The organism is Solwaraspora sp. WMMA2059 (assembly GCF_027497315.1).
GTDB lineage: Bacteria > Actinomycetota > Actinomycetes > Mycobacteriales > Micromonosporaceae > Micromonospora_E.
In genome coordinates this window covers 2,605,788-2,629,484 of record NZ_CP114908.1, presented here as the reverse complement: position 1 = coordinate 2,629,484, position 23,697 = coordinate 2,605,788, and the positions used below count along the sequence as shown (strand labels likewise).

Annotated in this window: 29 protein-coding genes; 17 read left to right on the top strand and 12 right to left on the bottom strand. The window is 70.8% G+C overall.

The genetic code is table 11. The features are described from left to right. The first annotated feature begins 12 nt into the window (after nt 1-12). From O7553_RS12125 to O7553_RS12100, 6 genes are all read left to right on the top strand, one after another. Nucleotides 13-1,206 (top strand): MFS transporter, encoded by a 1,194-nt coding sequence (locus O7553_RS12125; RefSeq protein WP_281554890.1) that lies wholly within the window; start codon nt 13-15, stop codon nt 1,204-1,206. A gap of 8 nt (nt 1,207-1,214) precedes the next feature. Then, entirely contained in the window at nt 1,215-2,147 is a 933-nt protein-coding gene (locus O7553_RS12120) for an aminoglycoside phosphotransferase family protein (RefSeq protein ID WP_281554889.1), read from the top strand. Beyond that, entirely contained in the window at nt 2,135-2,710 is a 576-nt protein-coding gene (locus O7553_RS12115) for a cob(I)yrinic acid a,c-diamide adenosyltransferase (RefSeq protein ID WP_281554888.1), read from the top strand. The genes O7553_RS12120 and O7553_RS12115 overlap by 13 nt, the downstream gene beginning before the upstream one ends. Before the next feature lie 86 nt (nt 2,711-2,796). Further along, nucleotides 2,797-3,807 carry a transposase gene (locus O7553_RS12110; RefSeq protein WP_281554887.1) on the top strand — a complete coding sequence of 337 codons (1,011 nt, stop codon included), beginning with the start codon at nt 2,797-2,799 and terminating at the stop codon, nt 3,805-3,807. 210 nt (nt 3,808-4,017) lie between these two features. Further along, complete coding sequence (locus tag O7553_RS12105) at nt 4,018-4,617, top strand: D-Ala-D-Ala carboxypeptidase family metallohydrolase (protein ID WP_348650074.1); 600 nt, start codon at nt 4,018-4,020, stop codon at nt 4,615-4,617. Nucleotides 4,618-4,693: 76 nt separating this feature from the next. Continuing rightward, on the top strand, nt 4,694-5,392 hold the full coding sequence (locus tag O7553_RS12100) for a histidine phosphatase family protein (protein ID WP_281554885.1): 699 nt from the start codon (nt 4,694-4,696) through the stop codon (nt 5,390-5,392). A 13-nt stretch (nt 5,393-5,405) separates the two neighbouring features. Here the strand turns inward: O7553_RS12100 and O7553_RS12095 are convergent, their stop codons facing one another. From O7553_RS12095 to O7553_RS12085, 3 genes are all read right to left on the bottom strand, one after another. Beyond that, nucleotides 5,406-5,996: a dihydrofolate reductase family protein gene (locus O7553_RS12095; protein WP_281554884.1), complete on the bottom strand. Its 591-nt coding sequence runs from the start codon at nt 5,994-5,996 to the stop codon at nt 5,406-5,408. Between the two features lie 64 nt (nt 5,997-6,060). Next, the gene (locus tag O7553_RS12090; RefSeq protein WP_281554883.1) at nt 6,061-6,900 is read right to left on the bottom strand and encodes a helix-turn-helix domain-containing protein; all 840 of its coding nucleotides are present in this window, start codon (nt 6,898-6,900) and stop codon (nt 6,061-6,063) included. Between the two features lie 10 nt (nt 6,901-6,910). Continuing rightward, nucleotides 6,911-8,173: a macrolide family glycosyltransferase gene (locus O7553_RS12085; protein ID WP_281554882.1), complete on the bottom strand. Its 1,263-nt coding sequence runs from the start codon at nt 8,171-8,173 to the stop codon at nt 6,911-6,913. A gap of 107 nt (nt 8,174-8,280) precedes the next feature. Here O7553_RS12085 and O7553_RS12080 point away from each other — a divergent pair, with 107 nt between their 5' ends. Genes O7553_RS12080 through O7553_RS12070 form a run of 3 tightly spaced genes read left to right on the top strand, consistent with a single transcriptional unit; the run spans nt 8,281 to nt 10,862 of the window. Beyond that, the gene (locus O7553_RS12080) at nt 8,281-8,892 is read left to right on the top strand and encodes a TetR/AcrR family transcriptional regulator (RefSeq protein ID WP_281554881.1); all 612 of its coding nucleotides are present in this window, start codon (nt 8,281-8,283) and stop codon (nt 8,890-8,892) included. Between the two features lie 10 nt (nt 8,893-8,902). Then, on the top strand, nt 8,903-9,925 hold the full coding sequence (pip, locus tag O7553_RS12075; RefSeq protein ID WP_281554880.1) for a prolyl aminopeptidase: 1,023 nt from the start codon (nt 8,903-8,905) through the stop codon (nt 9,923-9,925). Beyond that, complete coding sequence (locus O7553_RS12070) at nt 9,897-10,862, top strand: aminoglycoside phosphotransferase family protein (protein WP_281554879.1); 966 nt, start codon at nt 9,897-9,899, stop codon at nt 10,860-10,862. The genes pip and O7553_RS12070 overlap by 29 nt, the downstream gene beginning before the upstream one ends. A 56-nt stretch (nt 10,863-10,918) precedes the next feature. On the opposite strand, the gene lepB is transcribed toward O7553_RS12070, so the two are convergent. Next, complete coding sequence (gene lepB, locus O7553_RS12065; protein WP_281554878.1) at nt 10,919-11,473, bottom strand: signal peptidase I; 555 nt, start codon at nt 11,471-11,473, stop codon at nt 10,919-10,921. Nucleotides 11,474-11,475: 2 nt separating this feature from the next. Beyond that, complete coding sequence (locus tag O7553_RS12060; protein ID WP_281554877.1) at nt 11,476-11,835, bottom strand: PadR family transcriptional regulator; 360 nt, start codon at nt 11,833-11,835, stop codon at nt 11,476-11,478. Nucleotides 11,836-11,956: 121 nt separating this feature from the next. Between O7553_RS12060 and O7553_RS12055 the strand changes: the two genes are divergently transcribed. The 7 genes from O7553_RS12055 (at nt 11,957) to O7553_RS12025 (ending at nt 17,591) form a co-directional block, all read left to right on the top strand. Next, nucleotides 11,957-12,391 carry a hypothetical protein gene (locus O7553_RS12055; RefSeq protein WP_281554876.1) on the top strand — a complete coding sequence of 145 codons (435 nt, stop codon included), beginning with the start codon at nt 11,957-11,959 and terminating at the stop codon, nt 12,389-12,391. Between the two features lie 90 nt (nt 12,392-12,481). Then, nucleotides 12,482-13,648, top strand: a complete 1,167-nt coding sequence (locus O7553_RS12050) for a glycosyltransferase (RefSeq protein ID WP_281554875.1) — start codon at nt 12,482-12,484, stop codon at nt 13,646-13,648. Continuing rightward, nucleotides 13,645-14,910 (top strand): aromatic ring-hydroxylating dioxygenase subunit alpha, encoded by a 1,266-nt coding sequence (locus O7553_RS12045; protein WP_281554874.1) that lies wholly within the window; start codon nt 13,645-13,647, stop codon nt 14,908-14,910. Before O7553_RS12050 ends, O7553_RS12045 begins: the two co-directional genes overlap by 4 nt. Nucleotides 14,911-14,915: 5 nt before the next feature. Next, nucleotides 14,916-15,428, top strand: a complete 513-nt coding sequence (locus O7553_RS12040) for an aromatic-ring-hydroxylating dioxygenase subunit beta (protein WP_281555586.1) — start codon at nt 14,916-14,918, stop codon at nt 15,426-15,428. A gap of 7 nt (nt 15,429-15,435) precedes the next feature. Next, on the top strand, nt 15,436-16,665 hold the full coding sequence (locus O7553_RS12035) for an MFS transporter (RefSeq protein ID WP_281554873.1): 1,230 nt from the start codon (nt 15,436-15,438) through the stop codon (nt 16,663-16,665). 4 nt (nt 16,666-16,669) lie between these two features. Continuing rightward, a complete protein-coding gene (locus O7553_RS12030; RefSeq protein ID WP_281554872.1) occupies nt 16,670-17,062 on the top strand; it encodes a carboxymuconolactone decarboxylase family protein in 393 nt (130 codons plus the stop codon). Beyond that, nucleotides 17,052-17,591: a hypothetical protein gene (locus O7553_RS12025; RefSeq protein ID WP_281554871.1), complete on the top strand. Its 540-nt coding sequence runs from the start codon at nt 17,052-17,054 to the stop codon at nt 17,589-17,591. The genes O7553_RS12030 and O7553_RS12025 overlap by 11 nt, the downstream gene beginning before the upstream one ends. Here O7553_RS12025 and O7553_RS12020 read toward each other — a convergent pair. The 6 genes from O7553_RS12020 to O7553_RS11995 all read right to left on the bottom strand — a co-directional run bounded on the left by O7553_RS12020 (nt 17,531) and on the right by O7553_RS11995 (nt 22,107). Continuing rightward, nucleotides 17,531-18,190 (bottom strand): NAD(P)H-dependent oxidoreductase, encoded by a 660-nt coding sequence (locus O7553_RS12020; RefSeq protein WP_281554870.1) that lies wholly within the window; start codon nt 18,188-18,190, stop codon nt 17,531-17,533. The genes O7553_RS12025 and O7553_RS12020 overlap by 61 nt on opposite strands. Before the next feature lie 112 nt (nt 18,191-18,302). Next, a complete protein-coding gene (locus tag O7553_RS12015) occupies nt 18,303-18,965 on the bottom strand; it encodes a nucleotidyl transferase AbiEii/AbiGii toxin family protein (RefSeq protein ID WP_281554869.1) in 663 nt (220 codons plus the stop codon). After that, entirely contained in the window at nt 18,962-19,321 is a 360-nt protein-coding gene (locus O7553_RS12010) for a hypothetical protein (protein ID WP_281554868.1), read from the bottom strand. The genes O7553_RS12015 and O7553_RS12010 overlap by 4 nt, the downstream gene beginning before the upstream one ends. 39 nt (nt 19,322-19,360) lie before the next feature. After that, nucleotides 19,361-20,842 (bottom strand): rifampin monooxygenase, encoded by a 1,482-nt coding sequence (gene rox / locus O7553_RS12005; protein ID WP_281554867.1) that lies wholly within the window; start codon nt 20,840-20,842, stop codon nt 19,361-19,363. A 218-nt stretch (nt 20,843-21,060) separates the two neighbouring features. Then, nucleotides 21,061-21,675: a hypothetical protein gene (locus O7553_RS12000; protein ID WP_281554866.1), complete on the bottom strand. Its 615-nt coding sequence runs from the start codon at nt 21,673-21,675 to the stop codon at nt 21,061-21,063. Nucleotides 21,676-21,750: 75 nt separating this feature from the next. Then, the gene (locus O7553_RS11995) at nt 21,751-22,107 is read right to left on the bottom strand and encodes a metalloregulator ArsR/SmtB family transcription factor (protein ID WP_281554865.1); all 357 of its coding nucleotides are present in this window, start codon (nt 22,105-22,107) and stop codon (nt 21,751-21,753) included. Between O7553_RS11995 and O7553_RS11990 the strand changes: the two genes are divergently transcribed. Further along, the gene (locus O7553_RS11990; RefSeq protein ID WP_281554864.1) at nt 22,106-23,185 is read left to right on the top strand and encodes a cation diffusion facilitator family transporter; all 1,080 of its coding nucleotides are present in this window, start codon (nt 22,106-22,108) and stop codon (nt 23,183-23,185) included. The two genes, O7553_RS11995 and O7553_RS11990, sit on opposite strands and share 2 nt — an antisense overlap. 6 nt (nt 23,186-23,191) lie before the next feature. Here O7553_RS11990 and O7553_RS11985 read toward each other — a convergent pair whose 3' ends face one another. Then, nucleotides 23,192-23,683 carry an FBP domain-containing protein gene (locus O7553_RS11985; RefSeq protein WP_281554863.1) on the bottom strand — a complete coding sequence of 164 codons (492 nt, stop codon included), beginning with the start codon at nt 23,681-23,683 and terminating at the stop codon, nt 23,192-23,194. Nucleotides 23,684-23,697 lie beyond the last annotated feature (14 nt).

The following is a 23,697-nucleotide window of genomic DNA, read 5'->3' as shown; positions in this document are numbered from 1 at the left end:
ACCGGTGCCCCGATGAGGTCGCGGACGGCGTACCGGCGACTGGTGGCCGCGGTTGGCGTCTCCGGGGTCGGTGACGGCGTCCGGTTCGCTGCGCTGCCGCTGCTGGCCGCTGCGGTGCTCGACGACGGATTCCAGGTGGCCGTGGTCACTGCGGCCACCACCGTTCCCTGGCTGCTGTTCGGACTGCCGGCGGGCGTGTACGCCGACCGTGTCGAGCGACGCCGGCTGATGGTACTGGCCGACGTGCTGCGCATGGCGACGATGAGCGCCGCGGTGCTGCTGCTGATCGCGGGATGGATGTCGTTCTGGCCGCTGGTGGGGGTGGCGCTGCTGCTCGGTATCGGTGAGGTGGTCTTTGACTGCGCCTCGTTCGCCTACCTGCCGCGAGTGGTGGCTGCCGAGGATCTGGAGACGGCCAACGGCCGGCTGTTCGCTGTGCAGACGATCGGCCGCGACCTGCTGGGCCATCTACTCGGTGGGGTGCTGTTCGCGGTCGGCCGGACGGTGCCCTTCGTACTGGACGCGGTGTCGTTTGCCGGGTCCGCGCTGGTGCTGCGCGGGCTGCCGGACGCCCGGCCGGATCCGGGCTCTAGGACGAAGCCCGATCTGGTGGCCGAGATCCGCCAGGGCATCGAATTTCTGCTCCGGGATCGGCTGCTGCGCCTGATCACGGTGTCCGCCGGACTCATCAACGCGGTTTACCTCGGCCAAGTCGCGGTGTTTGTCTTACTCGTCCGCGACGTTCTGGACCTGCCGTCGGCGGCGTACGGCGCGCTGGTGGCCGGCGGCGCGCTCGGTGGGGTACTCGGCGGTGTGGTCGCGGCGCGGGCCGCCCGGCGGTTCGGCCGTGCGTCAACACTCGGCGCCAGCCTGGCACTGATCGGCCTCGCCGGGGTTGGAGTGGCGGCCACCCGTGAGGTGATCGTGGTGGCGCTGGCGTACGCCGCATCGGGTATGGGGGTTATGATGTGGAATGTCATAGCCGTGTCGTTGCGCCAGGGCGTGATCCCCGACCACCTGTTAGGCCGCACCACGGGCGCATACCGGCTGGTCGCGTGGGGCATGATGCCGGTGGGCGCGCTCGCACTGGGCGCGATCGGTGACGCCGCCGGCCCGCGCGCGGCCTTCCTTACCGGCGGGGCGCTGCTACTGGTGCTCTGCCTGGCCGTCGTTCCCGTGCTACGGCGCGACCCCCGTACCCGCTGAGGAAACCGATGACCGAACACGATGTCCTGCGCGCTCACCTCACCTCCCGCTGGAAGCTCGACGATCTGCAACTGGTCGGCCAGGGCCTGGAGTTCACCGTCTTCCGAGCAGTGGCGCCCGACGGCTGCCCGGTCGCTCTGCGGCTGGCCGGGCAGCGCTTCTCCTCGAACGTCAACGATCCGCACGTGGACGTCCGGAACTTGCTGATCCAGGAGTACCGGATCACTCGGCATCTGGCCGCAGCCGGGTTCGCGGTGGCCGAGCCGATCGAGTTGCACCTGTCCGACCACGACGGTGAACCCGACATGCTCATGGCGCGGTACGTCCCCGACGACGGCAGCCGACTCGACGGTCGCCTGCTCGGATCTACCCTGGCCCGGCTGCACCGTCTCCCGCCACCGCCGCTGACTCCGGTGGCAGCGGAGGAAACCGGCACTCCCCAGGTGCTCACCGCCCGTGTCCTGCGCCGCTGGGCCGAGGTAGGATGCCTGATCAGTGACTGGCCCGCACCGCCGGCCGCGTCCGCGCTGAGCGCGGCACTCGACCGGATCGGCACGGCCGGGCTGGTCCACCTCGACGTGCGCAGCGCCAACGTCCGGCGGTGCAACGGCCGCGTCGAGGCGCTGCTGGACTGGTCCAACACCCTGCTGGGCGACGCCACCGTGGAGTTCGGCCGGCTCATCGAGTACGCCCGCTACCCGGAAAACGAACTCGACCTGGCCGACATCCGCGACGGCTACGTCCGCACCAGCCCACTCCCGCCCGACGACGACCCGGCGACGCTGGCCTGCCGCCTCGACGCCGCCCTGATGCTCGCCCTGGTCTTCCTCTCCGAAGCGCCGGATCCGCTGCGTGGCCCGGCCGCCGCCGACCACGCCCGCGAACTCGGCGAACGGTTCGCCGCCTCTCTCTCCCTACAGGAGCACCCATGGTCAACCTGACCCGCATCTACACCAAGACCGGTGACACCGGTACGACCGCTCTCGGCGACATGAGCCGGGTCGGCAAGACCGACAGCCGCTTGCAGGCCTACGCCGACGTGGACGAGACGAACTCGGTCATCGGCGTAGCGATCGCCGTCGGTGGCCTCGACGCCGACGTGCGGACCCTCCTGGAACGCATCCAGAACGACCTGTTCGACGTCGGTGCCGACCTGTGCACGCCGACCTCCCCGCCCGACCCCGCGATGCCACAGCTGCGCGTCAACGTCGGGTACGTTACCTTCCTCGAAGGGCAGTGTGATCACTACAACGAGGCCCTGACCAAGCTGCGCAGCTTCGTTCTGCCCGGCGGGACACCTGGCGCCGCGTTCCTGCACCAGGCCCGTACCGTGGCCCGCCGCGCCGAACGCTCCACCTGGCAGGCCCTGTCCGAGTACCCCGGCACAATGAACCGCGACACGGCCCAGTACCTTAACCGGCTTTCGGACCTGCTGTTCATCCTGGCTCGCCACGCCAACCGGGACCAGGGCGACATCCTGTGGAAGCCGGGCGCCAACCGCTGAGGTAGGGGCGTTGCTAACGAACGTGTGAACAGGGTGTCACGCACCGGGTTTGATGGAGACATCGAAACCTGGAAGGAGCACCAGCGATGCCCGCACCGAAGAAGTACTCCGACGAGCTGCGTGAGCGCGCGACCCGGTTGGCGGTCGAGGCCCGCCGGGACCCGGCGTCCGCGGTGGGCGCGATCCGGCGGATCGCTGACCAGCTCGGGGCCCATCCCGAGGCGTTGCGGGTCTGGGTGAAGCAGGCCGAGACCGACACCGGAGGGCGGCCGGGCACCACCAGCGGCGACGCCGGCCCCAGTGGCAGCGCGTTACGGCAGGCCCGGCAACGACTCGGGCCGGCCCCGCAGGGTACGGCGATGTCCGGGGTGAAACGGCAGTACATGGGCTGCGCCGGTCGGGTCTCCAAAAGGCATCAACACGGTCTACCTGGCCTACGCGCGGGAACGGACCGGCCACGCCCGGATCACCGCCCGGCAGTGGATCCCCGCCGAGCAAGTCACCGACCCGGATACCGCCGCGCGGACCGGGCTGCCCCGCACGCGGAGTTCCGCACGAAGGGCCAACTCGCGATCGACCTGTGCACTCACGCGTACGCCGACCTGCCCAAGGTCGTCGACACGATGCAGCGCCTGGCGCTGCTCTGGTGTCCCGAACTGCCTCAGCTCAAACGGGCCGAGCGGCGATGGGCGGCGTACGTCGAGCCGGCCGATCTGTCCCTGCTGCGCGGCGACACCCTCCTGCACACCGACTACAGCCCGGACAACGTGCTCATCGACGGGGACGCGGCCCGCCTGATCGACTGGGCATGGCCGACGCTCGGCGCTGGGTTCATCGACCCGAGCTGTCTGATCGTGCGCCTGATCCTCGCCGGGCACACCTCGGAGCGGGCCGAAGCGTGCGTAAGCCCAGCGCCAGCTTGGACCAGCGCCCCGACCCGGGCCGTCGACGTCTTCGCGTCCGCCCTCGCCCGGATGTGGGCGCAGATCGCCGCCGCCGACCCGAACCCCTGGAAGAACGGCATGGCCGAGGCTGCCCTGGCATGGGAAGCGTACCGCCGCGCCACGTTGCGAATGACAGAGAGTAGTGAGTCTTGACCATCGGATGATCGGCCGGAATGATCTACCCATTCCGGTCGATCGTCATATGTCGATGGGAAGACCATGGGGACTGTTATCCGCCGGCTTGGCCGGATGCTCGCCGCCTGCGCCCTCGTCGCCGCCACCGCCCTCGCGGGCGTTGTCGTAACAGGTGGCGCGGCCCACGCAGACGGCTGCTACACGTGGGGACGCACCCTCTCCCAGGGGATGTCCGGTAATGACGTCAAGCAGCTGCAGATCCGCGTCTCGGGCTACCCGGGCTACGGCGCGGTGCTCGCCCTCGACGGGGCGTACGGCCCGGCCACCCGGTCTGCGGTGATCCGCTTCCAGCAGGCCGACGGCCTCGCCGCCGACGGCGTCGCCGGCCCGCGGACCTTCAACAAGATCTACCAGCTCCAGGACAACGACTGCACGCCGGCCAACTTCAGCTACGCCGAGCTGAACAACTGCAACAGCAGCTGGTCCGGTGGCGCGGTGTCCGCCAGCACCGCCAAGTTCAACGCCCTCGTGTCGATGTGGAAACTGCAGGCCATGCGGCGTGCGCTCGGCAACGTACCGCTCTATGTCAGCAGCGGCTTCCGCAGCTACTCCTGCAACAGCGCGGTCGGCGGCGCCTCCAACAGCCGGCACCTGTACGGCGACGGCGTTGACCTGGTCGGCTCGCCCTCGTTCTGTCGGATCGCCCAGCAGGCCCGCTACCACGGCTTCAGCAACATTCTCGGCCCCGGCTACCCCGGCCACAGCGACCACACCCACCTGGGCGCCACGCCGAGCCGGTCCTGGTCCGCGTCGAGCTGCGGCATCTGAGGGGATCACCGGCGGTCAGGGCCGGCCACCCGGTGCCGGGACCCTGGATCACGCGCCTACCGGACACAATGAACAGATGGACACCGTCGCGCAGCTGACCATCGTCCGCCACGGGCAGAGCACCGCGAACGCGGCCTTCGCCGACGCCCACGCCCGAGGTCTGGCCGACCACGGCCTCACCGGCCGCGACGCCGACATCGAGCTGACCGCGCTCGGCTGGCAGCAGGCCACCCACCTCGGTCGCTGGCTCGCCACCCGACCCGCCGACCAGCGGCCCGACGTGGTTGTCTGCTCCCCGTACCTGCGGGCCCGTCAGACCTGGACCCGCGTGGCCGGCACCGCCGCCGCGCTCGGCGTACCGTGCCCGGAGGCGGTCGTCGACGCGCGGTTGTGCGACCGGCTGATGGGTGACCTCGAACTGTTCACCCCGCTGATGATCACCCAGCGGTTTCCGGCCGAGGCCGCCCGGCTCGCCGCAGACGGGCCGTACGCCTACCGCCCGCCCGGCGGTGAGACGTTCGGCGACGTCGTCGCGCGCGTCAAGGCCGTCCTGGCCGGGCTGGAGCGTGATCACGCCGGCCGGCGTGTCCTGGTCGTCGCCCACGACGCGGTGGTCATCGCGGCCCGGCACATCCTCGACGGCCTGCCGTTCACCGAACTTGACGCGATCATCGCGACCACGCCGGTCGCCAACGCGTCGATCACCCGCTACGTCGCCACCGGTGACGGCCTCGAACTGGTCGAGTTCGCCACCACCGCCCACCTGCCGCCGTGACTTCTACTGCCGCTCAGGCTGACGGGCGGCGCAGCCGATAGCGCAGGTGAAGGACCCGGTTGCCCTGAATGATCACGTCAGGATCGTCCAGGAGGTGCTGTGTGTCGACCGACCCGAAGAAGCGTTTGCCGGACCCGAACACGACGGGTACGACGTCCATGCGTACCTCGTCGACCAGGCCTGCGGCGAGCGCCTGGCCGCCGACGTCGCCTGCGGCGACCTCGACCAGACGGTCGCCGGCGAGCTCCTGCGCCGTGGCAACGGCCGCCTCGACGCCGTCGACGAAGTGGAACGGCGCCTCCGGGTCCCAGCCCTCCGGGGCCGGCCGGTGTGTCACGACGACCACATGCTCGACCCCGGCCGGAGGCGTGCCGCCCCAGCCGTCCGTCATGTCGAAGACGTGCCGGCCGACGATCGTCACCCCGATCTGGTCCCAGTACGGCCGGATGTAGTCGTAGGAGATCTGCGACACCGTCAGGCCGCCGCTGTCGTCCAACGGGACGTCACCGCTGGACAGCCAGTCGAACAGCGGTCCGGGCTGGTCCTTGACGTCGGCGATGAAGCCGTCCACCGACACCGAGCTGTACATGACCACCGTGCCCACGGGCTCTCCTCTGCGTCCGGATGCCTCAAGTTAGCGTGCCGTGAGCTGGTGTTCTTGTAGAGAATCAATCCGCCGCTAGCGGCCAGCGGTCCAGCACATGGCCGGGATGCTCACGTAGGAACCGCCGCCGGACCTCGACGTACCGGGTCGGCGTGAGCCCGGTGAACGCCCGGAACTCGTGGCCGAAATGCGCCTGGTCGAAGTAACCCGCGCCGCTGGCGAGCTCGGCCCAGTCGACCGGTCCGGCCGGGTCGATCGCGAACACGGTGGCGGCGAAGCGGTACGTGCGGGCCAGCCGCTTCGGCGTGACGCCGACGAGCTCCTTGAACCGCCGCGCCAGATGGGTGCTGCTGACACCGGCCGCCGTGCCCAGGTCGCCGATCGCGACCGCCCCCCGGGTCGCCGTGATGACGCCGCTCGTGTGGCGGACCAGTCCCAGACCGGCGGTCGCGCGCAGCCGTCGCGTCAGCTCCTCCTCAAGCAGCGTCAGCATCTGCTGCGGCGTGTCCGCCGCAGCCAGCCGGTCTCGCAGCTCGGCGACGGCGGCCCGACCCCACACCTGTTCGATCGTCACCGGCCGGTCACACAGCTCGGCGGCCGGCATCGGCAGGAACGGGGCCAGCCCCCACGGTTTGACGTGCACGCCAACCGACCGGGTCCGGACCGGGTAGCTGAAGTCGTACGCGCGGGTGGGCGTGGTGACCACGCAGCCGTCGGCGTATTCGGCCGTCTCGATGTCGGTGCCGGCGCGGATGCGAAACGGTGCCCCGAGGTTGACGATGAGCAACGCCGCCGGCGTCGGCAGCAGCGTCAACCGGGCGTACGGCGGCGTACCTTCCAGGTAGTAGAGGTCGTCGATTATCCCGTCCAGCGGTGGTCGCGGCACTCTCGACACGTACTCCATGCCCACAGCATCACCGACGCCCCCACAGTTCAACGTCGGCCACACCGCACTGACCCAAAATGGAAGCAGCGCCTGGTCCGGTGGCGTGATGTCCGCCAGCAGCGGCGAGTTCGGCCTCGATCAGATCAGCGGCCCGGTCGGCGCCGCCCGCCGACCGGGCCTGCCGCTTCAGGTCGGCGCTACGGGCCGCCACGTCGGGGTCCGCTGTGAGGGCGAGCAGCGTCCCACGTAGCTCCGCCGCGGTGACGGTGGCCGAGTCGACGATCCGGGCGACGCCCAGGCTGGCCAGCTGCTCGGCGTTCGCGAACTGGTCGGCCGCCTGCGGTACGGCGATCATCGGGGTCCCGCAGTAGAGGCCTTCGCTGCTGCCGCCCATGCCGGCGTGAGTGACGAAGCCGTCGGCCTGCTCCAGTACGGCGAGCTGCGGCACCCACGGGTGGACCTCGACGCTGTCCGGAACAGGACCGAGCTCGGCGGGGTCGACGTGGCTGCCGATCTGCAGCACGGTGTGCCAGCCGGGCAGGTCACCGAAGGCGGCGACGCACCGGCGGTAGAACTCGGCCTGCCGGGTGAAGGCGGAGCCGAGGGAGACCAGCAGTACGTTGTCGACGCCGTCCGGTCGGACCCAGGTCCCCTGGTGGGAGCGGTCACCCAGGACCGGGCCGACGAAACTGTAGACGGACCGGTCCACCCGGTCGGCGTGCGGCTGGAGCGCCTCCGGGGGCAGCACGAGGCTGCGCATCGGCCGGCCCTGGAACGCCATGCTGTCGGTGACCGACGAACCCTCCGAGGCCAGCCACTGCTCGAACCGCCGGTAGTAGTCGGCGCCGCGCGGATCGGCCCGCATCGCCTCGACGACCGACGCCATCTCCTGTTCGTAGCCGTCCCAGGCCACGAACGTCGACGACAGCTGGACGGCCGGAATGCCCCACTGCTCGCCGAGCAGCCGGGCCGGTGCGCCGGCGATGTCGTAGAGGAACAGGTCCGGCCGGTCGTCGGCGTAGGCGGCCCGCAGTTGCGGCAGCATGGCGATGGCGTCGTCGAGGAAGAGCGTGAGCTGCTCGATCGGGTCCTCGGTCCCGGATCCACCGTCGCCGGGCAGCGTCGTTTCGTACGGCTTCAGCTCGGCACCGGTGCGCTCGATGACGTCGGCGAAGGCGGGGTCGTTGGCGTAGGTGACCCGGTGGCCGCGCTGCACGAGGGTACGGATGATCTCCAGGCTCGGGTTGACGTGGCCGTGGAACGGGATGCTGACCATGGCGATGTGCGGCACGGGGACCTCCGGAGCTTGGAGACGAGACGTTTCGTCTCGTCAACAGCGAAGCATGGTGTCCCGAGCGCGTCAAGACGAGACGTACCGTCTCGCAGTAGGCTGTCGTGGTGACCCCACAGCCCGCCCGTCGCAGCGAGCAGTCCCGCCGCGCGATCCTCGCCGCCGCCCTGGCGCTACTGACCGAGCAGGGCTACCCCGCCGTCACCGTCGAGGCCATCGCCGCCCGGGCCGGGGTCGGCAAGCAGACCATCTACCGCTGGTGGCGCGGCAAGGGGGCGGTCATCCTGGACGCGCTCGCCGACAACCTGCCGGAGGTCCTCGCCCTGCCCGACACCGGCGACCTGCGGGCCGACCTGCGTCAGGTGCTCCGGGCCACCGTCGCCGAGTTCGCCGATCCACGACTGTCCGCCACCACCCGCGCCATCACCATCGAGACACTCGCCGACGAGGAACTGGCCGACCAGGCGCGCGACCGGCTGCTCCGCCCCCAACTGGACATGGTCCGCACTCGGCTGGAGGCCGCCCGCGACGCCGGCCAGGTCCGCCCCGACGCCCCCCTGGACCAGGTCGTGGAGCTGTTGTTCGGCCCGCTCTACCATCGTTGGCTGCTGCGCACCGGCCCGCTGACCGACGAGTACGCCGACAGCATCGTCGACCTCGTCGTCGCCGCCGTCACCCCCGCCGGTGCCTCCACCGGCACCGCTGCCAGCACCCGCTGAGGAGCACGCAATGACCGAGCCGTACGACACCGGGGTGCTCGACGTCGGCGACGGCCACCAGCTCTACTGGGAGGTCTGCGGCAACCCCGACGGCGTACCCGTCGTCGTGTTGCACGGCGGGCCGGGCAGCGGATGCACGCCCCGGCACCGCCGGACGCTCGACCCCGAACGGTTCCGGCTCGTAGTGTTCGACCAGCGCAACTGCGGACGCAGCACCCCGTCGGCCGCCGACCCCGCCACCGATCTGAGCACCAACACCACCGCCCACCTCGTCGCCGACATCGAACGGCTGCGTGAGCACCTCGGCATCGACCGCTGGGTCGTGTACGGCGACTCCTGGGGCGCGACGCTGGCCCTGGCGTACGCGACGAACCACCCCGACCGGGTACGCGGCATGATCCTCGTCGCGGTCACCATGACCCGCCGCTGCGAGGTCGACTGGCTGTACCGGGGTGCCGGCCGCTTCTTCCCCGAAGCGTGGCAGCGGTTCATCGCCCACGCCGGCCTGCCCGGCTACCGGCTGCCGACCGACACCGAGCCGCCGATCGAGCCGGTGCTGCTGCGCTACGGCCAAGTGCTCGCCCACCCCGACCCGGCGGTACGCCAGCGGGCCGCCGACGAGTGGTGCGCCTGGGAGGACGCGCTGATCTCCGAGGAGCACAACGGCAACCCGGGCGCGTACTCCGACCGGGAGCTGCGGCAGCGGCTCACGATGACCCGGATCTGCGCGCACTACTTCGGCAACGGCGCGTTCCTCGCCGACGGCGAAATCCTGCGCAACGTGCCGAGACTGGCCGGGATCCCGGGGGTGCTGATCCACGGGCGCACCGATGTCAGCGGTCCGGCGATCACCCCGTGGGAGATCGCGCAGGTCTGGCCCGACGCGCGGCTGCACATCATCGGCGACGCCGGCCACACCGGCACCGCCACGATGCGGCGCGTCCTGGCCGACGCCGCCGACACGATGGCCCGCACGCGGCCATGCCACATCGCGCTCGATCTCGATGGTCGGACGGGGCGGTTCAGTGAATGACGTTCCAGACCTCGGGCCCCTGCCGCAGCGCATCACCGTCGACGCGGAGCAGGTACGTCAGCTCATCACCGACCAGTTTCCGCACCTGGCGAACCTCCCGATTGAGCCTGTGGCCAACGGCGGCTGGGACAACTGGACCTTCCACCTCGGCCCCGACCTGCTGGTACGGCTGCCCAGCGCCGCCGAGTACGCCCTGGCGGTCGACAAGGAACATCGGTGGCTGCCGGACCTCGCCGCTCGGCTGCCGCTGCCCGTTCCCACCCCAATGGCGAAGGGCGAGCCAACTGCGGGCTATCCGTACCCGTGGTCGATCTACCGGTGGCTCGACGGCGAGTCGGCGAGGGCGGACCGCATCGCCGACCCGACGCGATTCGCGAACGACCTGGCCGAGTTCCTGGCAGCCTTGCAGGGCGTCGACGCCGCTGGCGGCCCGCAGCCGGGTCTCCACAACTGGTTCCGGGGCGGCACCCTACGCACGTACGACCAGGAGGTTGAGCACGCGCTCGCCGAGTTGGGCGACCACGTCGACGCTGAACTGGTGCGCGAGGTCTGGGCAGCGGCGATCGACGCCCGCTGGGACGGTGTCGACCGTTGGTTCCACGGAGACATCGCCCCGGGAAACCTCCTCCTTGTTGACGGACAGTTGGCGGCCGTCATCGACTTCGGCACCTGCGGCGTCGGCGACCCGGCCTGCGACCTGGCGATTGCCTGGACCTTGCTGACCAGCGACAGCCGGCACGCATTCCGCGCGCGGCTGGCGGTGGATGACGCGACGTGGGCACGCGGACGAGGCTGGGCACTCTGGAAAACCCTCGCCAGCTGCTCCAATGCCTCGGCAGATCCCGAGAAGGCAGAAGAACTCGCGAACGCGCACCGTATCCTCGCCGGAATCTGCTCCGAATTCACGGCCAACGTTGTCACCGAGACTCGCCCGTGACGGCGGCCGACGCCTGGCCCCGGCGCTCTCGCCCAGCCGACCAGTGGCGCAGGTCCTCAGTTCGGTAGCCGGGCCACCATCCGGCCGGTGACGTCGTCGAGGCGCCACGGTCCATCGTGCCGCGAATCAAATGCGCCGTCTCGGTGGTCGCCGAGCAGGAACACCTGGCCGGCGGGCACGGTCACCGGCGTGCATTCGGTGTAGGTGCCGGCCGGCAGGTACGGCTCGTCCAGCGCGGCACCGTTGCGGTACACCAGGCCGTCGCGGCAGGTCAGCTCGTCGCCGGGTAGGCCGATCACCCGCATGGTCCGGGCCCGGTCGACCGGGTCGAGCACGACGACGTCGCCGACGTCCACGCCGGTGACCCGGTACGCCACCCGGTCGACCAGCATCCGCTGCCCCGCATCGATCGTCGGCGACATCGACCACGACGGTACGTACACGACGGTCAGCACCCACTGTTGTGCCACGGCGGCGAGCAATGCCACGACGAGCACGCCGGCCGTGGCGCGCCGTACCGCCCAGCGCAGAACTGCCCGAGCGGCCCGTCGAACGGGGTTGTGGCCGGCGGCCGTCGGGGTCAGCGGCGGGGCCGGCTTGGAGCTGGGCATCGTCAAGCCTCCTGGATGGTCGGGCGGGGCGCGGGCGCGGCGTGGCCGGTGGCGCGGCGGCGGGACTGGGCGTTGGCGGCTTCGTTGTGCTGGGCTTCAGCCAGCCGGGTCCGCGCGAGAGCCGCGCCGTCGGTGGTGAGCCGGTACACGTGCCGGGGTGGCCGGCCAGGGCTGGCTGGTTCCCGCCACTGCGCCTCCAGCAGGTGCTGCTCGGTCAGGCGCATCAGGATCGGATAGAGCGACCCGCTGGCCAGGCCGGTTTCCTTACTGAGCTGGTAGCCGTAGCGCCAGTCGTCGGGCGCGGCCAGGAAGCAGGCGAAGATCCGCAGGGTCTGCGGTGAGCTGTTCGGTCGGCGCGGCATGGCCAAACTCTACATATATCGACTAAGCAGGTCCAGCCCTGTCCCGCGTGGATCTTCCGCCGGTCGACGGCAACGACGCCAAGCCGATCGGGACGGCTCATCACCCGTCATCGAGGGACCCATGACCGGCGCCGCTCGGCCGCTGCCGATTTCTCCCGATCGCATCGTGGCCGGAACATACGCGGTGATGGCGGCGATCAGTGACCTGTCGACTATCCCGCCCGCCTGCTCGACTAAACGGATGGCCGGCGTTTTCGACGCATTCCGCGATTTTTGGGTGACCGTCACCCTGCATGTGGATCCGGTCGAGATCGGCGGTTTTCCGACCAGGCCGGCGGTTGTCCGTTCCGGCGTCTATCTCGCCTTTCGCTCCGACCTTGCGCCTCTGCTGTGCCTGGTCGCGGCCCAGGATCCCGGCAGGTCGGTCCCGCATGAAGGCGTTGACCAGGCAAGGGACGGGGCGACGGAGGGACGCCTCGTCACGAGGACGTGCTGCGCGGCTATGAGAGTCTCCCCGGCGGGCTGCCGTCGATGGCGACCGGTTGCTAGGTATTGACATCGATCGCGCATCGCGGCAGGCTTTGCGAAACCGCCTGATGGCAGTCGATATTCCTCCTCAGCGATGGTGGAAATGCGTAGAGATTCGATGCGTGTCGCCCTGCTCACCACCACTCAACACGGCCACCTGAATCCGTACATTCCCGTGGTCAATGCGCTTCAGTCCGCCGGCAGTGACGTCGCGTTGCTGCTGTTGTCGGCCGACGGTGGCGTGCTCGACGAGCAGCGCGGCCAGGCCCTGGGCAAGGCGGAGGTGCACGCGGTCGGGCAGGTCGAGATGGCACCGTGGAGCGACGATCCGGCGAAGATCGGCCCGATGCTGCAGTTGTCGCCGGTGGCCGAGCAGACAGCCGACGTACTGCGCGCGACGGCACCGGATTTCGTGCTCGTCGACTCGCTGCCGGTCACCGCGTCGGCCATGGTCGGCACACATGCGTCCGGCGTGCCGTACGGGATGATCTGGGCCAATCTGGGTGGGGTGTGCCCCGCTGCCCATCGGCGCGGTCGCTGGCTGTACGACGAACAAGTCGGTAACTATCTGACCAGGCACGGGGTGATGTGGTCGATGCGTACCCATTCGGCGCGTTCACCGATTCTCAATCTGATGCCGACGATCCCCGCCCTGGTCGGCGACGACGCGGTCACCGACGACGGGGTGCAGCTGGTCGGCCTGCCCGGTGCGGCGGGCGCCCGCGGCGACGAGGTCACCTTCCCCCGCCTGGACCGGATCGACCCCGACCGTCCGCTGGTGTACGTCTCCTTCGGCACGATCTTCTACCGACGGCCGGACCTGCTGCGTACGGTGATCACCGGAGCGGCGGCGACCGGGGCGCAGGTGATCGCGTCGGTCGGCGACCTCACCGAGGAGCTGGCGCTGCCCGACGACGTGCTCACCGCCCCGTACCTGCCGCAACGCGAGGTGCTCGAACGCGCCGACGTGTTCATCACCCACGGCGGATACAACTCGGTGGCGGAGTCGATCCGTGCGCAGACCCCGATGCTGGTGATCCCGCTGGCCGTTGACCAGCCCATCCAGGCGTACTTCGTGGACAGCGCGGGCTTCGGCACGGCGTTGGAGCCGGCGGGCGTCACCGAGCAGGCGGTCACTGACGCGGTCACTGATCTGCTCGACCCCGCCCGGGACTACCGGGCCCGGCTGCGCGCGGCGCGGCCGCAGTGCGGCGACTCCGCCGCGCGCACCGCCGAGCTGGTCATCGGCACGATCGAGACGCTTCAACGGGAGGGGCAACGGTGACGATCGAACTGCAGCGGCCGGTGGTCGACCCGATCGTGGTGGACGATCTCGAACGGCTCTCGTTCCAGGTGGACCGTCGCGCCTACACCGACGACGACCTGGCAGCGCAGGAGACGACCAGGATCTTCGATCGCTGCTGGTTGTACGTCGGGCACGAGTCGGAGGTGCCCGGGCCGGGCTCGTACGTGGCACGCGACGTCGGCGGGCGCCCAGTGGTGATGACACGCGGCTCCGACGGAGTGGTCCGGGTGTTCGCGAACAGCTGCACCCACCGCGGGGCGCTGATCTGCTCACAGCCGGCCGGGCAGGCCCGGTCGTTCCGGTGTCCTTACCACGACTGGACGTTCTCCAACCAGGGCGACCTGGTCGGCGTCCCGATCCCGGACGGGTACGGGCCCGGTTTCCGCAAGGCGGACTTCGGCCTGGCGCGGCACCGCAGCGACAGCTACCGGGGGTTCGTCTTCGTCACCTTCGACCCGGAGCAGCCGCGCACCCTGACCGAGTACCTGGCGGGTGCCACGGAGTACCTCGACCTGATCGACGACCAGTCCGAGGTCGGGATGGAGGTGATCCAGGGTGCCCAGCTGCACGGTGCCCGGGCCAACTGGAAGCTGATGATGGAGAACAGCGTCGACATCTACCACTTCCGGGCCCTGCACAAGCGGTACGTCAGCTACATGGAGTCGCTGGGGTCGGTGCCACCGCGACGCCGGGGCGGCTTCGGCCGCGCCCTCGGGCTGGGGCACGGCGCCAACGAGCTGCCACCGGCGGCGGCCCGCCCGCTCGCCTACTGGACGCCGATGTTCGGCGCCGAGGTGCGGCCCCGGATCGAGGCGACGGCCGCCCGGTTCGTCGACCGGTTCGGCGCGCAACGCGCCGAACGGATCACCGGCACCAACCGCGCGTTGCTGATCTTCCCCAACCTCATGATCATCGACGCGATCGCGATCACCATCCGCAAGATCGACCCGGTCGGCGCGGACCAGATGGCGATCACCTCGGTCGCCCTGGCCCCCCGAGACGAGGACCCCGACATCCGGGAACTGCGCAAGAGCCACTATCTGACGTTCCTCGGTCCCGCCGGCTTCGCCACCCCCGACGACATCGAGATCATCGAGTCGTGCCAGCGGGGGTACCTCAACCGCGCGGTCCGCTACTCGGACCTGTCGCGCGGCATGAACAAGGCGGTCCCGGAGACCACCGACGAGCTTCCCGCCCGCGAGTTCTGGCGGCAGTGGGACCGGCTGATGCAAGGGGCGTGACGACGATGATCACCGAGCTGACGGTCGACGACGAGGCCCAGGTGCGGCTGTGGCACCGGGTGAGCCAGTTCCTCTTCCGGGAGGCGCGGCTGCTCGACGAGTGGCGGCTGCGCCAGTGGTACGACGAGATACTGACCGCCGACATCCGCTACTCGGTGCCGGCCACCGACGTGCGGGGCGACACGGCCGACGCGCTCGGGCTCATCGACGACGACGCCGCCCGGCTGCGCCAGCGCATCGAACAGCTACTCAACGGCGAGGTGTGGTGCGAGAACCCCCGGTCGCGGACCAACCGGATGATCACAAACGTGGAGATCCTGGCCGACCGGGGCACCCACCTCGACGTGGCGGCGAACGTCGTCGTGCACCGGTTCGGGCACGGACGCTCCGACGCGTACGTCGGCAAGTACCGGTTCGAACTCGTCGTCGACGGCGGGATGTTCCGGGTCCGCCGCCGGCTCGTCGTGCTCGACCACGAGACGCTGTACGAGCACGGCAAGCTCAGCATCATCCTGTGACCGGCCAGTGACGGCGGCCACCCCGGGCGGCGCCCCACCCGTCGCCGCCTTCGGGCCGCCGGGTCTGCCCCGCGAGGTGTACGTCCTCAGCGTCGTCGGTGGCTGCGTCATGCTGGGCCTGGGACTGGTGCTGCCGGTGCTCCCGGTGTACGCGGCGACGTTCGGGGCCGGGCCCGCCCAGATCGGCGCGCTCGTCGCCCTGTTCGCGTTGATGCGGCTGGCCACCAGCCCGTTCTGCGGCCGGCTCGCAGCTTGGTTCGGCGAACGGCGGGTCCTGGTCGCCGGCCTGCTGCTGTGCGCGGTCTGCTCGGCCCTGGCGGCGTTCGCCGGATCGTACGGGCAGCTGCTCGTGTTCCGCGGCCTCGGCGGCGTCGGCTCGGTGCTGTTCTCGGTGTCCGCGCTGGCGACACTGCTGGCGGTCGCCCCCGCCGACCAGCGGGGCCGGGCCAGCGCCGTGTTCGAGGCCGGCTTCCTGCTCGGCGGCATCTGCGGGCCCGCGCTCGGCGGGCTGCTCGCGCTCATCGCCCTGTCCGCGCCGTTCCTGGTGTACGCCGCGCTGCTGCTGGCCGCCACGGTGCTGACCCTGGCGGTGCTGCGGACCGACGCGCGCCACGGCACGGACCCGGGCCGTGCCGCAGTCCGGCTGCCGGTCCTGCTGCGGGACCGGCGCTACCTGGTGGCCTGTACGGCGGCGCTGGCGCAGGGCTGGGTCCTTTTCGGACTACGCAGCGCGCTGGTGCCCACGGTGGTCGTCGCGTGGGGACACGACGTGGCCTGGGTCGGGTGGGCGTTCACCATCTCCGCCGTCGTCCAGGCGTTGCTGATCGTCCCGGCCGGCCGGGTCGTCGACCGGGCCGGGCGGCGCCCCGCCATGATCGCCGGCACCGGGGTGGCCGCGACGGCGATCACCGCCCTGGTGTTCGTGGACACCTACCCCTGGCTCGTCGTCGGACTCTGCGCGTACGCGGCGGGATCAGCTCTGCTCAACGCCGCGCCGGCCGCGCTGATCGGTGACGTCGTCGCCGGCCGGGCCGGCAGCGGCGTCGCCGTCTTCTCGATGTGCACCGACGTCGGCGCCGTCGTCGGCCCGGTCGTCGTCGGGCTCGTCGCCGAGCAGGCGGGCGCTGCGGCCGCCTTCGGCAGCGGCGCCGCGCTGCTGGTCGTCGCCTTCGCGGCGGCGTGGACGTTGACCACGGTTCGACCGACGACCGCTGTCCCACCGACCCGAAGGAGTTGATCACATGGACCGGCCGGCTGCCCGACGTGACCGGGGCGAGGCCATGTTCCAGCAGGTCTTCGGCCGCGAACCGCGCCCCGGTTCCTACCCGGAGTTCCTGCAGATCACCGTCGACCACCTGTTCGGCGAGATCTGGACCCGCCCGCACCTGAGCGTCGAGGAACGCGAACTGGTCGCGTTGACCGCGGTCACGCTGGCGCGCACCGACTGGGAGCTGCGCGGCCACATCGGTGCCGCCATGCACCTCGGGATGTCGCGGGAGAAAATCGTCGAAGTCATTATTCAGCTCGCCTACTACGGTGGCTGGCCGGTCGCCAACAACGGGTTGCGCGTCGCCCAGGAGGTCTTCGCCGAGCTGGACGGCGTCACCGGGAAGGACCCGGACGATGACCAGTGAACCGTCCGCACTCGACCCGGCCGAGAAGGTCGACCTGTGGCGCCAACGGTTCTTCGAGGCCCAGGCGGCCGCAGAGGAGTTCATCCTGGGAGAACACGGCGAGGAAGGCCTGGCCGCGTGGATCCAGGCAAACTCGCGCATCACCGCGGAACTGCTGCGGGCGCAACGGCCCGCCGGAGTGTCCGCCACCGACCACTTCATGACCCGGCTGCAGCGTCAACTGTTGCTGTACGACTCGGCGGTGACCCGCGAGCCACAACCCTCGGGCACCGTCCTGCGCAACGCCGACTGCGGGATCCTTCGGTACCGCAGACGGGCCGCCCGCGCCGGCGTCGTGCTGACGTTCTCGTCGCCGTGCCCGTACTGCCAGAAACTCAACACGGCGATCGCCGCCCGCTACGTGGAACCGGACGTCACGGTGTCGTGCGACCAGGCCGGCGACGGGTGCACCTGGCGCGCGGAGTCCGCTCACCCGCCGGAAGGCGACGACGCGGCCGGGTCGCCGCAGCGGGGCCGGACCGGCGGTTGAACCACCGGCAACGCCGTCCGCGCGTCCGCCGGTGACCGGCTGACGTCGAGTGTCATGGCGAGCTGCCGGCCCACCGCCACACACAGGTCGACCGCCGCGGTACGGGTCAGGTCCTGATGCTCGCCCTGGGCGACGCACGCCGACGCCACGTTCCTGTTCCGTAGCCGCAGGTACCACGGGAACAACGAACCCAGCGCGGGCTCGGTCAGCATCGTGCGCGAATGCACGATCGTCCCCACCAGCAGGTTGCCGAACGGGCGCTGCCCGGCGTTCATGAAACTCTTCAACCGCTCCTGGAAGATCTTCAACACCGCCGGTACGTTGCCCGCGTACACGGGCATGGCGAGCAGCATCGCCTGCGCGCCCTCGGCCAGGTCGACGACCTGCGCGAAGTCGTCGTCGAGTGTGCACCGACCCACCTCGGGGTCCAGGCAGGTGTCCTCGCCCTCGCACATCGCGATGCGATGGTCGATCAACCGGATCCGCTGGATCCGCGCGTCGCTGACCTCCCGGACGACACCGCTGATCGCCGCCTCGAGCAGCGCGTCGGTCAGCGACGGCAGACGCTTCTGTGTGCAGGACAACGCGATGATCTTCACCCGAGGGGCCTCCCCTGTCCGCTCAGCGCCACGGTGGACCGGCCACCTGACCATGCGTACGTGGCCGCTCACCGAGACAGCCCCAACCTACCGGGCCGCCTGCCCGCTTGGGTCAGGGCGCAAACCTCGGCCAGGTGGAGAAGCAGTGGCGAATCTCGTTGACCTGTGTCGCGGTCAGCCCATAGATCTCGCGGAAGACGGCGTCGTCCATCCGGTCCAGCCGCTGCATGGCATCGGTGAAGTCCTCCTCGGTCAGACCAGAATCCGCCTGCCGGGCGAGCTGGATCAGCCGATTTCTGGAGTAGCGGGCTAGGGCGGCGGCAGTATCGATGTAATCGCGAGGGGCAGCCCGGGTAGCGAGTGCCACCACCTTTGAGGCAACCACGTCATCAAGGTGCAGCACCGGCCCGATCTGCATCATGACCGGCTGGTGGTGCCGGTCGAACCGCACCATCTGCAGCCGCACCGTCTGGTCCCCGCGACGCACCTCGCACTCGACGAGATCATGCTCGAAACCGTCGAAGACGTCGCCGAGGTCGGCTGAATCCGTGACCGCCTCGACGTGCAGTCCAGCACGACTCAGGGTCGACATCACCAGGTCGGCAGCCGCGGTGACCCCACCGGACTGGTCCGTGAACAGGTCGACGTCTTCGGTCGGCCGGTCCACCACGCCGTATGCGATCAGCGCGTGTCCGCCTGCTAACGCGAAGCCGTGTCGCTGGGCCACGGCGAGCGCCAGCCGTGCCACCTCGGCCTGGAACTCCTCTGATGTCACGCGGCGGCGGGCTGGTGGGCGCTGCGCAGCTGCGGGTGCCGTTGCTCCCAGGCCTGTCTGACGCCACGTGGAACCCACAGGTCCGGCCAGAGCCGGACCAGCGTCGGGCCGTGCAGCCAGGTGACCAGCTCGACCGGGGTGACCGCCTCGACCAGGACGGTTTCGTACATCCACCGCAGCAGTGCGGGGTTGTCGAGGTTGACCCGGCGGTCGGGCTGCCAGTGCAGCCGATGCGGCAACTCGACGACGCCACTGACTGGTCCGCGCAGCTGCGCGAGGTCAGCAACGACTGCCGCGCGACGACCCGGCCGAGCCAGGTACGGCACGATGCCACCCTCGGCTTCGCTGCGTCTCACGTCATACAGGGTAGCGGGCGATCCCGTCGCGAGCTGGCCCTACGGTGTCGACGCGGCGGGCCTGAGCCGGTTGTCGGCTACGCCGAACCAGCGGGGCAGGTGGTGGAGCAGATCCTGCTGGTCGTCGCCGACCCAGGCCACATGGCCGTCGGGACGCAGCAGGACGGCGGCTACGTCCAGGTCGTCGCTGGCGTCGACGACGTGGTCGACCCGGTCCACCCAGCCGGTGACCGACAACCGGCCGGTCTGGTCGAGCAGCAGTCCACGGCCGCCACGCGTCAGCTCGTACAGGCGGCGGCCGCCGGTCAGCGCTACGTCGCGCAGCCGCCGGCCGAGCAGGTCGTGGGCTGAGCCGCCACCGCCGTCGCCGTCCTCGCCGCCGACGTCGTAGCGGATCCCGATGGCGGTGACCTTCTCGATCAGGCGGCGGTTGACCTCCTCGATGTCCATCAGCTCGGCGAGCAGCCGGCGCACCGCCTGCGGGCCCGGCTCGGTGGACAGCAGTTCCATCTGCGCCCGGGTGTTGTCCAGCACGGCGGCCGCCACCGGGCGCCGTTCGGTGTGGTAGCTGTCGAGCAGCCCGCCGGGCGCCCAGCCGGCGACCTCGGCCGCGAGTTTCCAGCCGAGGTTGAGCGCGTCCTGGATGCCGAGGTTGAGGCCCTGGCCGCCGAGTGGCGGATGGATGTGCGCGGCGTCGCCGGCCAGCAGGACCCGGCCGACCCGGTAGCGCTGCGCAAGCCGGGTGGCGTCACCGAACCGGGACAGCCAGCGCGGTGAGTGCACGCCGAAGTCGGTGCCGGCGGTCACCCGCAGTTGCCGGGCGAACTCCTCGATGGTCGGTGCGACGCTACGGTCGGCGGCCACCCCTGCGGCGGGCACCACCAGCCGGTACACGCCGTCGCCCAGCGGCGCGGCCCCGAACCGCTTCTCGGTGACGCGGACCTCGGCGACCACGGCGGCGACGGTCTCCGGCGCTACGGCCACCGTCATCTCGCCCAGCAGGGTGTCGACCCGGGTCGGTTCGCCGGGAAAGGCGACGCCGAGCAGGTTGCGCACCGTGCTGCGGCCGCCGTCGCAGCCGACCAGGTAGCGCGAACGCAGCCGGGTCCCGTCGGCCAGTTCCGCGGTCACCTGACCGTCGTCTTGGCGCAGGCCGACCAGTTCGCAGCCGCGCCGGATCTCGGCACCGAGTTCGGTGGCGCGTTCGGTCAGCAGGCGGTCGGTGACGGGTTGCGGGATGGCGAGCACGTACCCGTGCGCGGTGTCCAGCCGGTCCGGCGCGGGTTTGTCGATGCCGGCGAAGCCGCCGAACGGATACCGCTGGCCGTACGCGAGGAACCGGTCCAGCAGGCCACGCTGGTCCATGATCTCGATGCTGCGCACATGCAGGCCGCCCGCGCGGACGTGGCTGGTCGGCTCCGTGTCCTTTTCCACGACGAGTACGGACACGCCGTGCAGCCGTAACTCGCTGGCCAGCATCACACCGGTCGGCCCACTGCCGGCAATGATGACGTCGAACATTCGGTTCCCCCATTTCTGCGATCAGCCATCCGGGCAGCGTCGATCAGCGGACACACGTACGTGAATCCGCGCGTTTTCGCAGCTGACGGCTTCGGTCGCACATTCTGCGCCGCGACCCGGGTCTTGCCGCAAGGTCCCCTATGCGATATACGTTGAATACGGCGAGGAACGGTTGCTTCCTTGCCGTATTCAGTCGGCCTCGCGTGTCGTACGGAGGGCTACGGTCGGCCGTCGAGGAACATCCGCAGCCGGGTCAGGGTCTGCTTGTCGTCGCCGGGCAGGTGCCCGTTGACCGCGCGGCACACCCAGCCCAGGCGCGATGCCACCCGGGTCGCGGCCACCAGGTCGCCGGTGAACCGTTCGGCGTACGGCGCCAGGTAGGCGTCCCGGAACGGCGCGGTGTCGACCGAGTCCCGCACGTCGTCGAGCCCCCACGCCAGCCCACCGTCGAGGGTGACCGACAGGGTGAGGAACGGGTGCGACACGCAGGCGTCGCCCCAGTCCATGATGAGGTGGCGGCCGTCGCGGACGAAGACCTGCGCGTCGTGCAGGTCGTCGTGCTGCAGCAGCTCCGGCAGCCCGTACTGCGCGAGCTCGGCGCACAGGTCGGCCACCATCGGTGCCGCGTCGCGGAACCGTCGCTCGGCGCCGACGGCGTCGATGATCCGTGCGTACGCCTGCGGCAGGGTGGCCAGCCGCCGGTCGGGCACGCCGAGGGCGAGCAGGTCGTCGACGTCGTCGGCCAGGTCGAGCTGCACCGCGGCGAGCCGGCCGTCGATCCAGTCCCGCACCCAGGCCAACCACTGCGGATCCCGCCACCGTCTGTCATCCACGGCCGGTGATGCTAGTCAGCCGTCGACGTCGGCCGACACTCGTTCTAGCCGGCCGGGCCAGCCGGCAATGTGGGATCAGTCGTGGTCGGGGGTTCCGGTCAGGTAATGGTCGGCGGCGTACAGGGCCTCGGTGACCAGGCGGCGGACGTGGCCGCCGCGTGCCCGGTAGAGCACCCGGCGGCCGTCACGGCGGCTGGCGACCAGGCCGGCGAGCAGCAGTTTCGCCAGGTGCTGCGACACGGCGGGGCGGGCGGCGCCGACCGCCGCCGCGAGGGTGCCGACGTCGTGTTCGCCGCCGCGCAGCTGCCACAGCAGGCGTAGCCGGGTCGGGTCGGCCAGCATCTTCAGCGCGGTCACCGCCGTGTCGACATGGGCGCCGGTCGGTTGCTGCTGCCCATCCGTGGCACCTGCAGCGTTGTCGCGTGCGTACATGAGCACGTATTCTGCCATCGCCATGGACCACGACCACCACCGTCACGACCACCACCCGCACGGTCACCGGCATCCGGTGCGGCGGGCCCGGTGGCGACGGGCGCTGCACCGGCTCACCCCGCACACCCACGACACCGCCGCCAAGGTCGACGACTCCCTCGAAGCGTCCCGCGACGGACTCCGCGCCCTGTGGATCTCCCTGGCGGTCCTCGCCGCCACCGCCGCCGCCCAGGCCGTCATCGTCGCCGCCAGCGGCTCGGTGGCGCTGCTCGGCGACACCCTGCACAACGTCACCGACGCGCTCACCGCCGTACCCCTGGCGATCGCGTTCCTGATCGGCCGGCGCGCCGCCACCCGCGCCTACACGTACGGGTTCGGCCGCGCCGAGGACCTCGCCGGCGTCGTCATCGTGGTCGTCATCGCCGGCTCGGCGATCGCCGCGGGCTGGACCGCCGTCGACCGGCTGATCCACCCGACGTCGATGACCCACGTGCCGTGGGTGGCCGCCGCCGGGGTCGTCGGCTTCGCCGGCAACGAGATCGTTGCCCGCTACCGGATCCGGGTCGGCCGGCGCATCGGCTCGGCCGCGCTGGTCGCCGACGGGCTGCACGCCCGTACCGACGGATTCACCTCACTGGCCGTCGTCGCCGCAGCCGGGGGCGCGGCGGCCGGCTGGCAGTGGGCCGACCCGCTGGTCGGCCTCGCGATCACCGTCGCGATCGGGTACGTGCTGCGTGACGCCGCCCGCGAGGTGTACCGGCGGCTGATGGACGCCGTCGACCCGGCCCTGGTCGACATCGCCGAAACGACCCTGCGCGCGGTGCCCGGCGTCCGCGACGTGACAGCGGTACGGCTGCGCTGGATCGGCCACCGGCTGCACGCCGAAGCCGACCTCGTCGTCGACGCCGACCTGAGCCTGCTCGCCGCGCACGAGGTGGCCGCCGACGCCGAACACCAGCTCACCCACGCCGTACCCCGGCTGGTGTCGGCGACCGTGCACACCGACCCGGCCGGGCACGCCGGGGCGCACCACCACGTCACGTTGTCGCACCGCCGCCGGGCCGCGACGCTGCGGTAGAAGCTGTCAGCCGGTCACCTTGGCGACGAACGCGGCGACGGCGGCCCGGGTCCGGGCGGTCTTTTCTTGCAGGGTCAGTGATTCCGGCAGCCTGGCGCCCGGCCCCGGGTCCTTCCTGCCGCGCACATACAGCGAGCAGGCGAGGTCGCCGCACAGGTAGGTGCCGACCGAGTTGCCCTGCTGGCCGGCCCGGCCCGCCTTCGGCGCGACCATCAACGACACCCCGGCCTGCGGCGCGGTCAGGCAGATCGAGCACATGGAGCGCCGCAGGTGGCGGGCGGCCGGATCGGGGCAGCGCAACGCAACCGCCGCCGGACGGCCCGCCAGCTCGGTGACCAGGTAGGCACGGGCCGGCGACTGCGGGTCGCGCCAGCCGAGGAAGTCCAGGTCGTCCCACGGCCGGCCGGCGAGGTCACGCGGCACGTACAGGCGTTTCGTCTCTCCCTTGGTGCAGTTGACGAACGCGGCGCGGATCTCCTGCTCGGTCAGTGGTGTCATACCGGCCAGGCTAG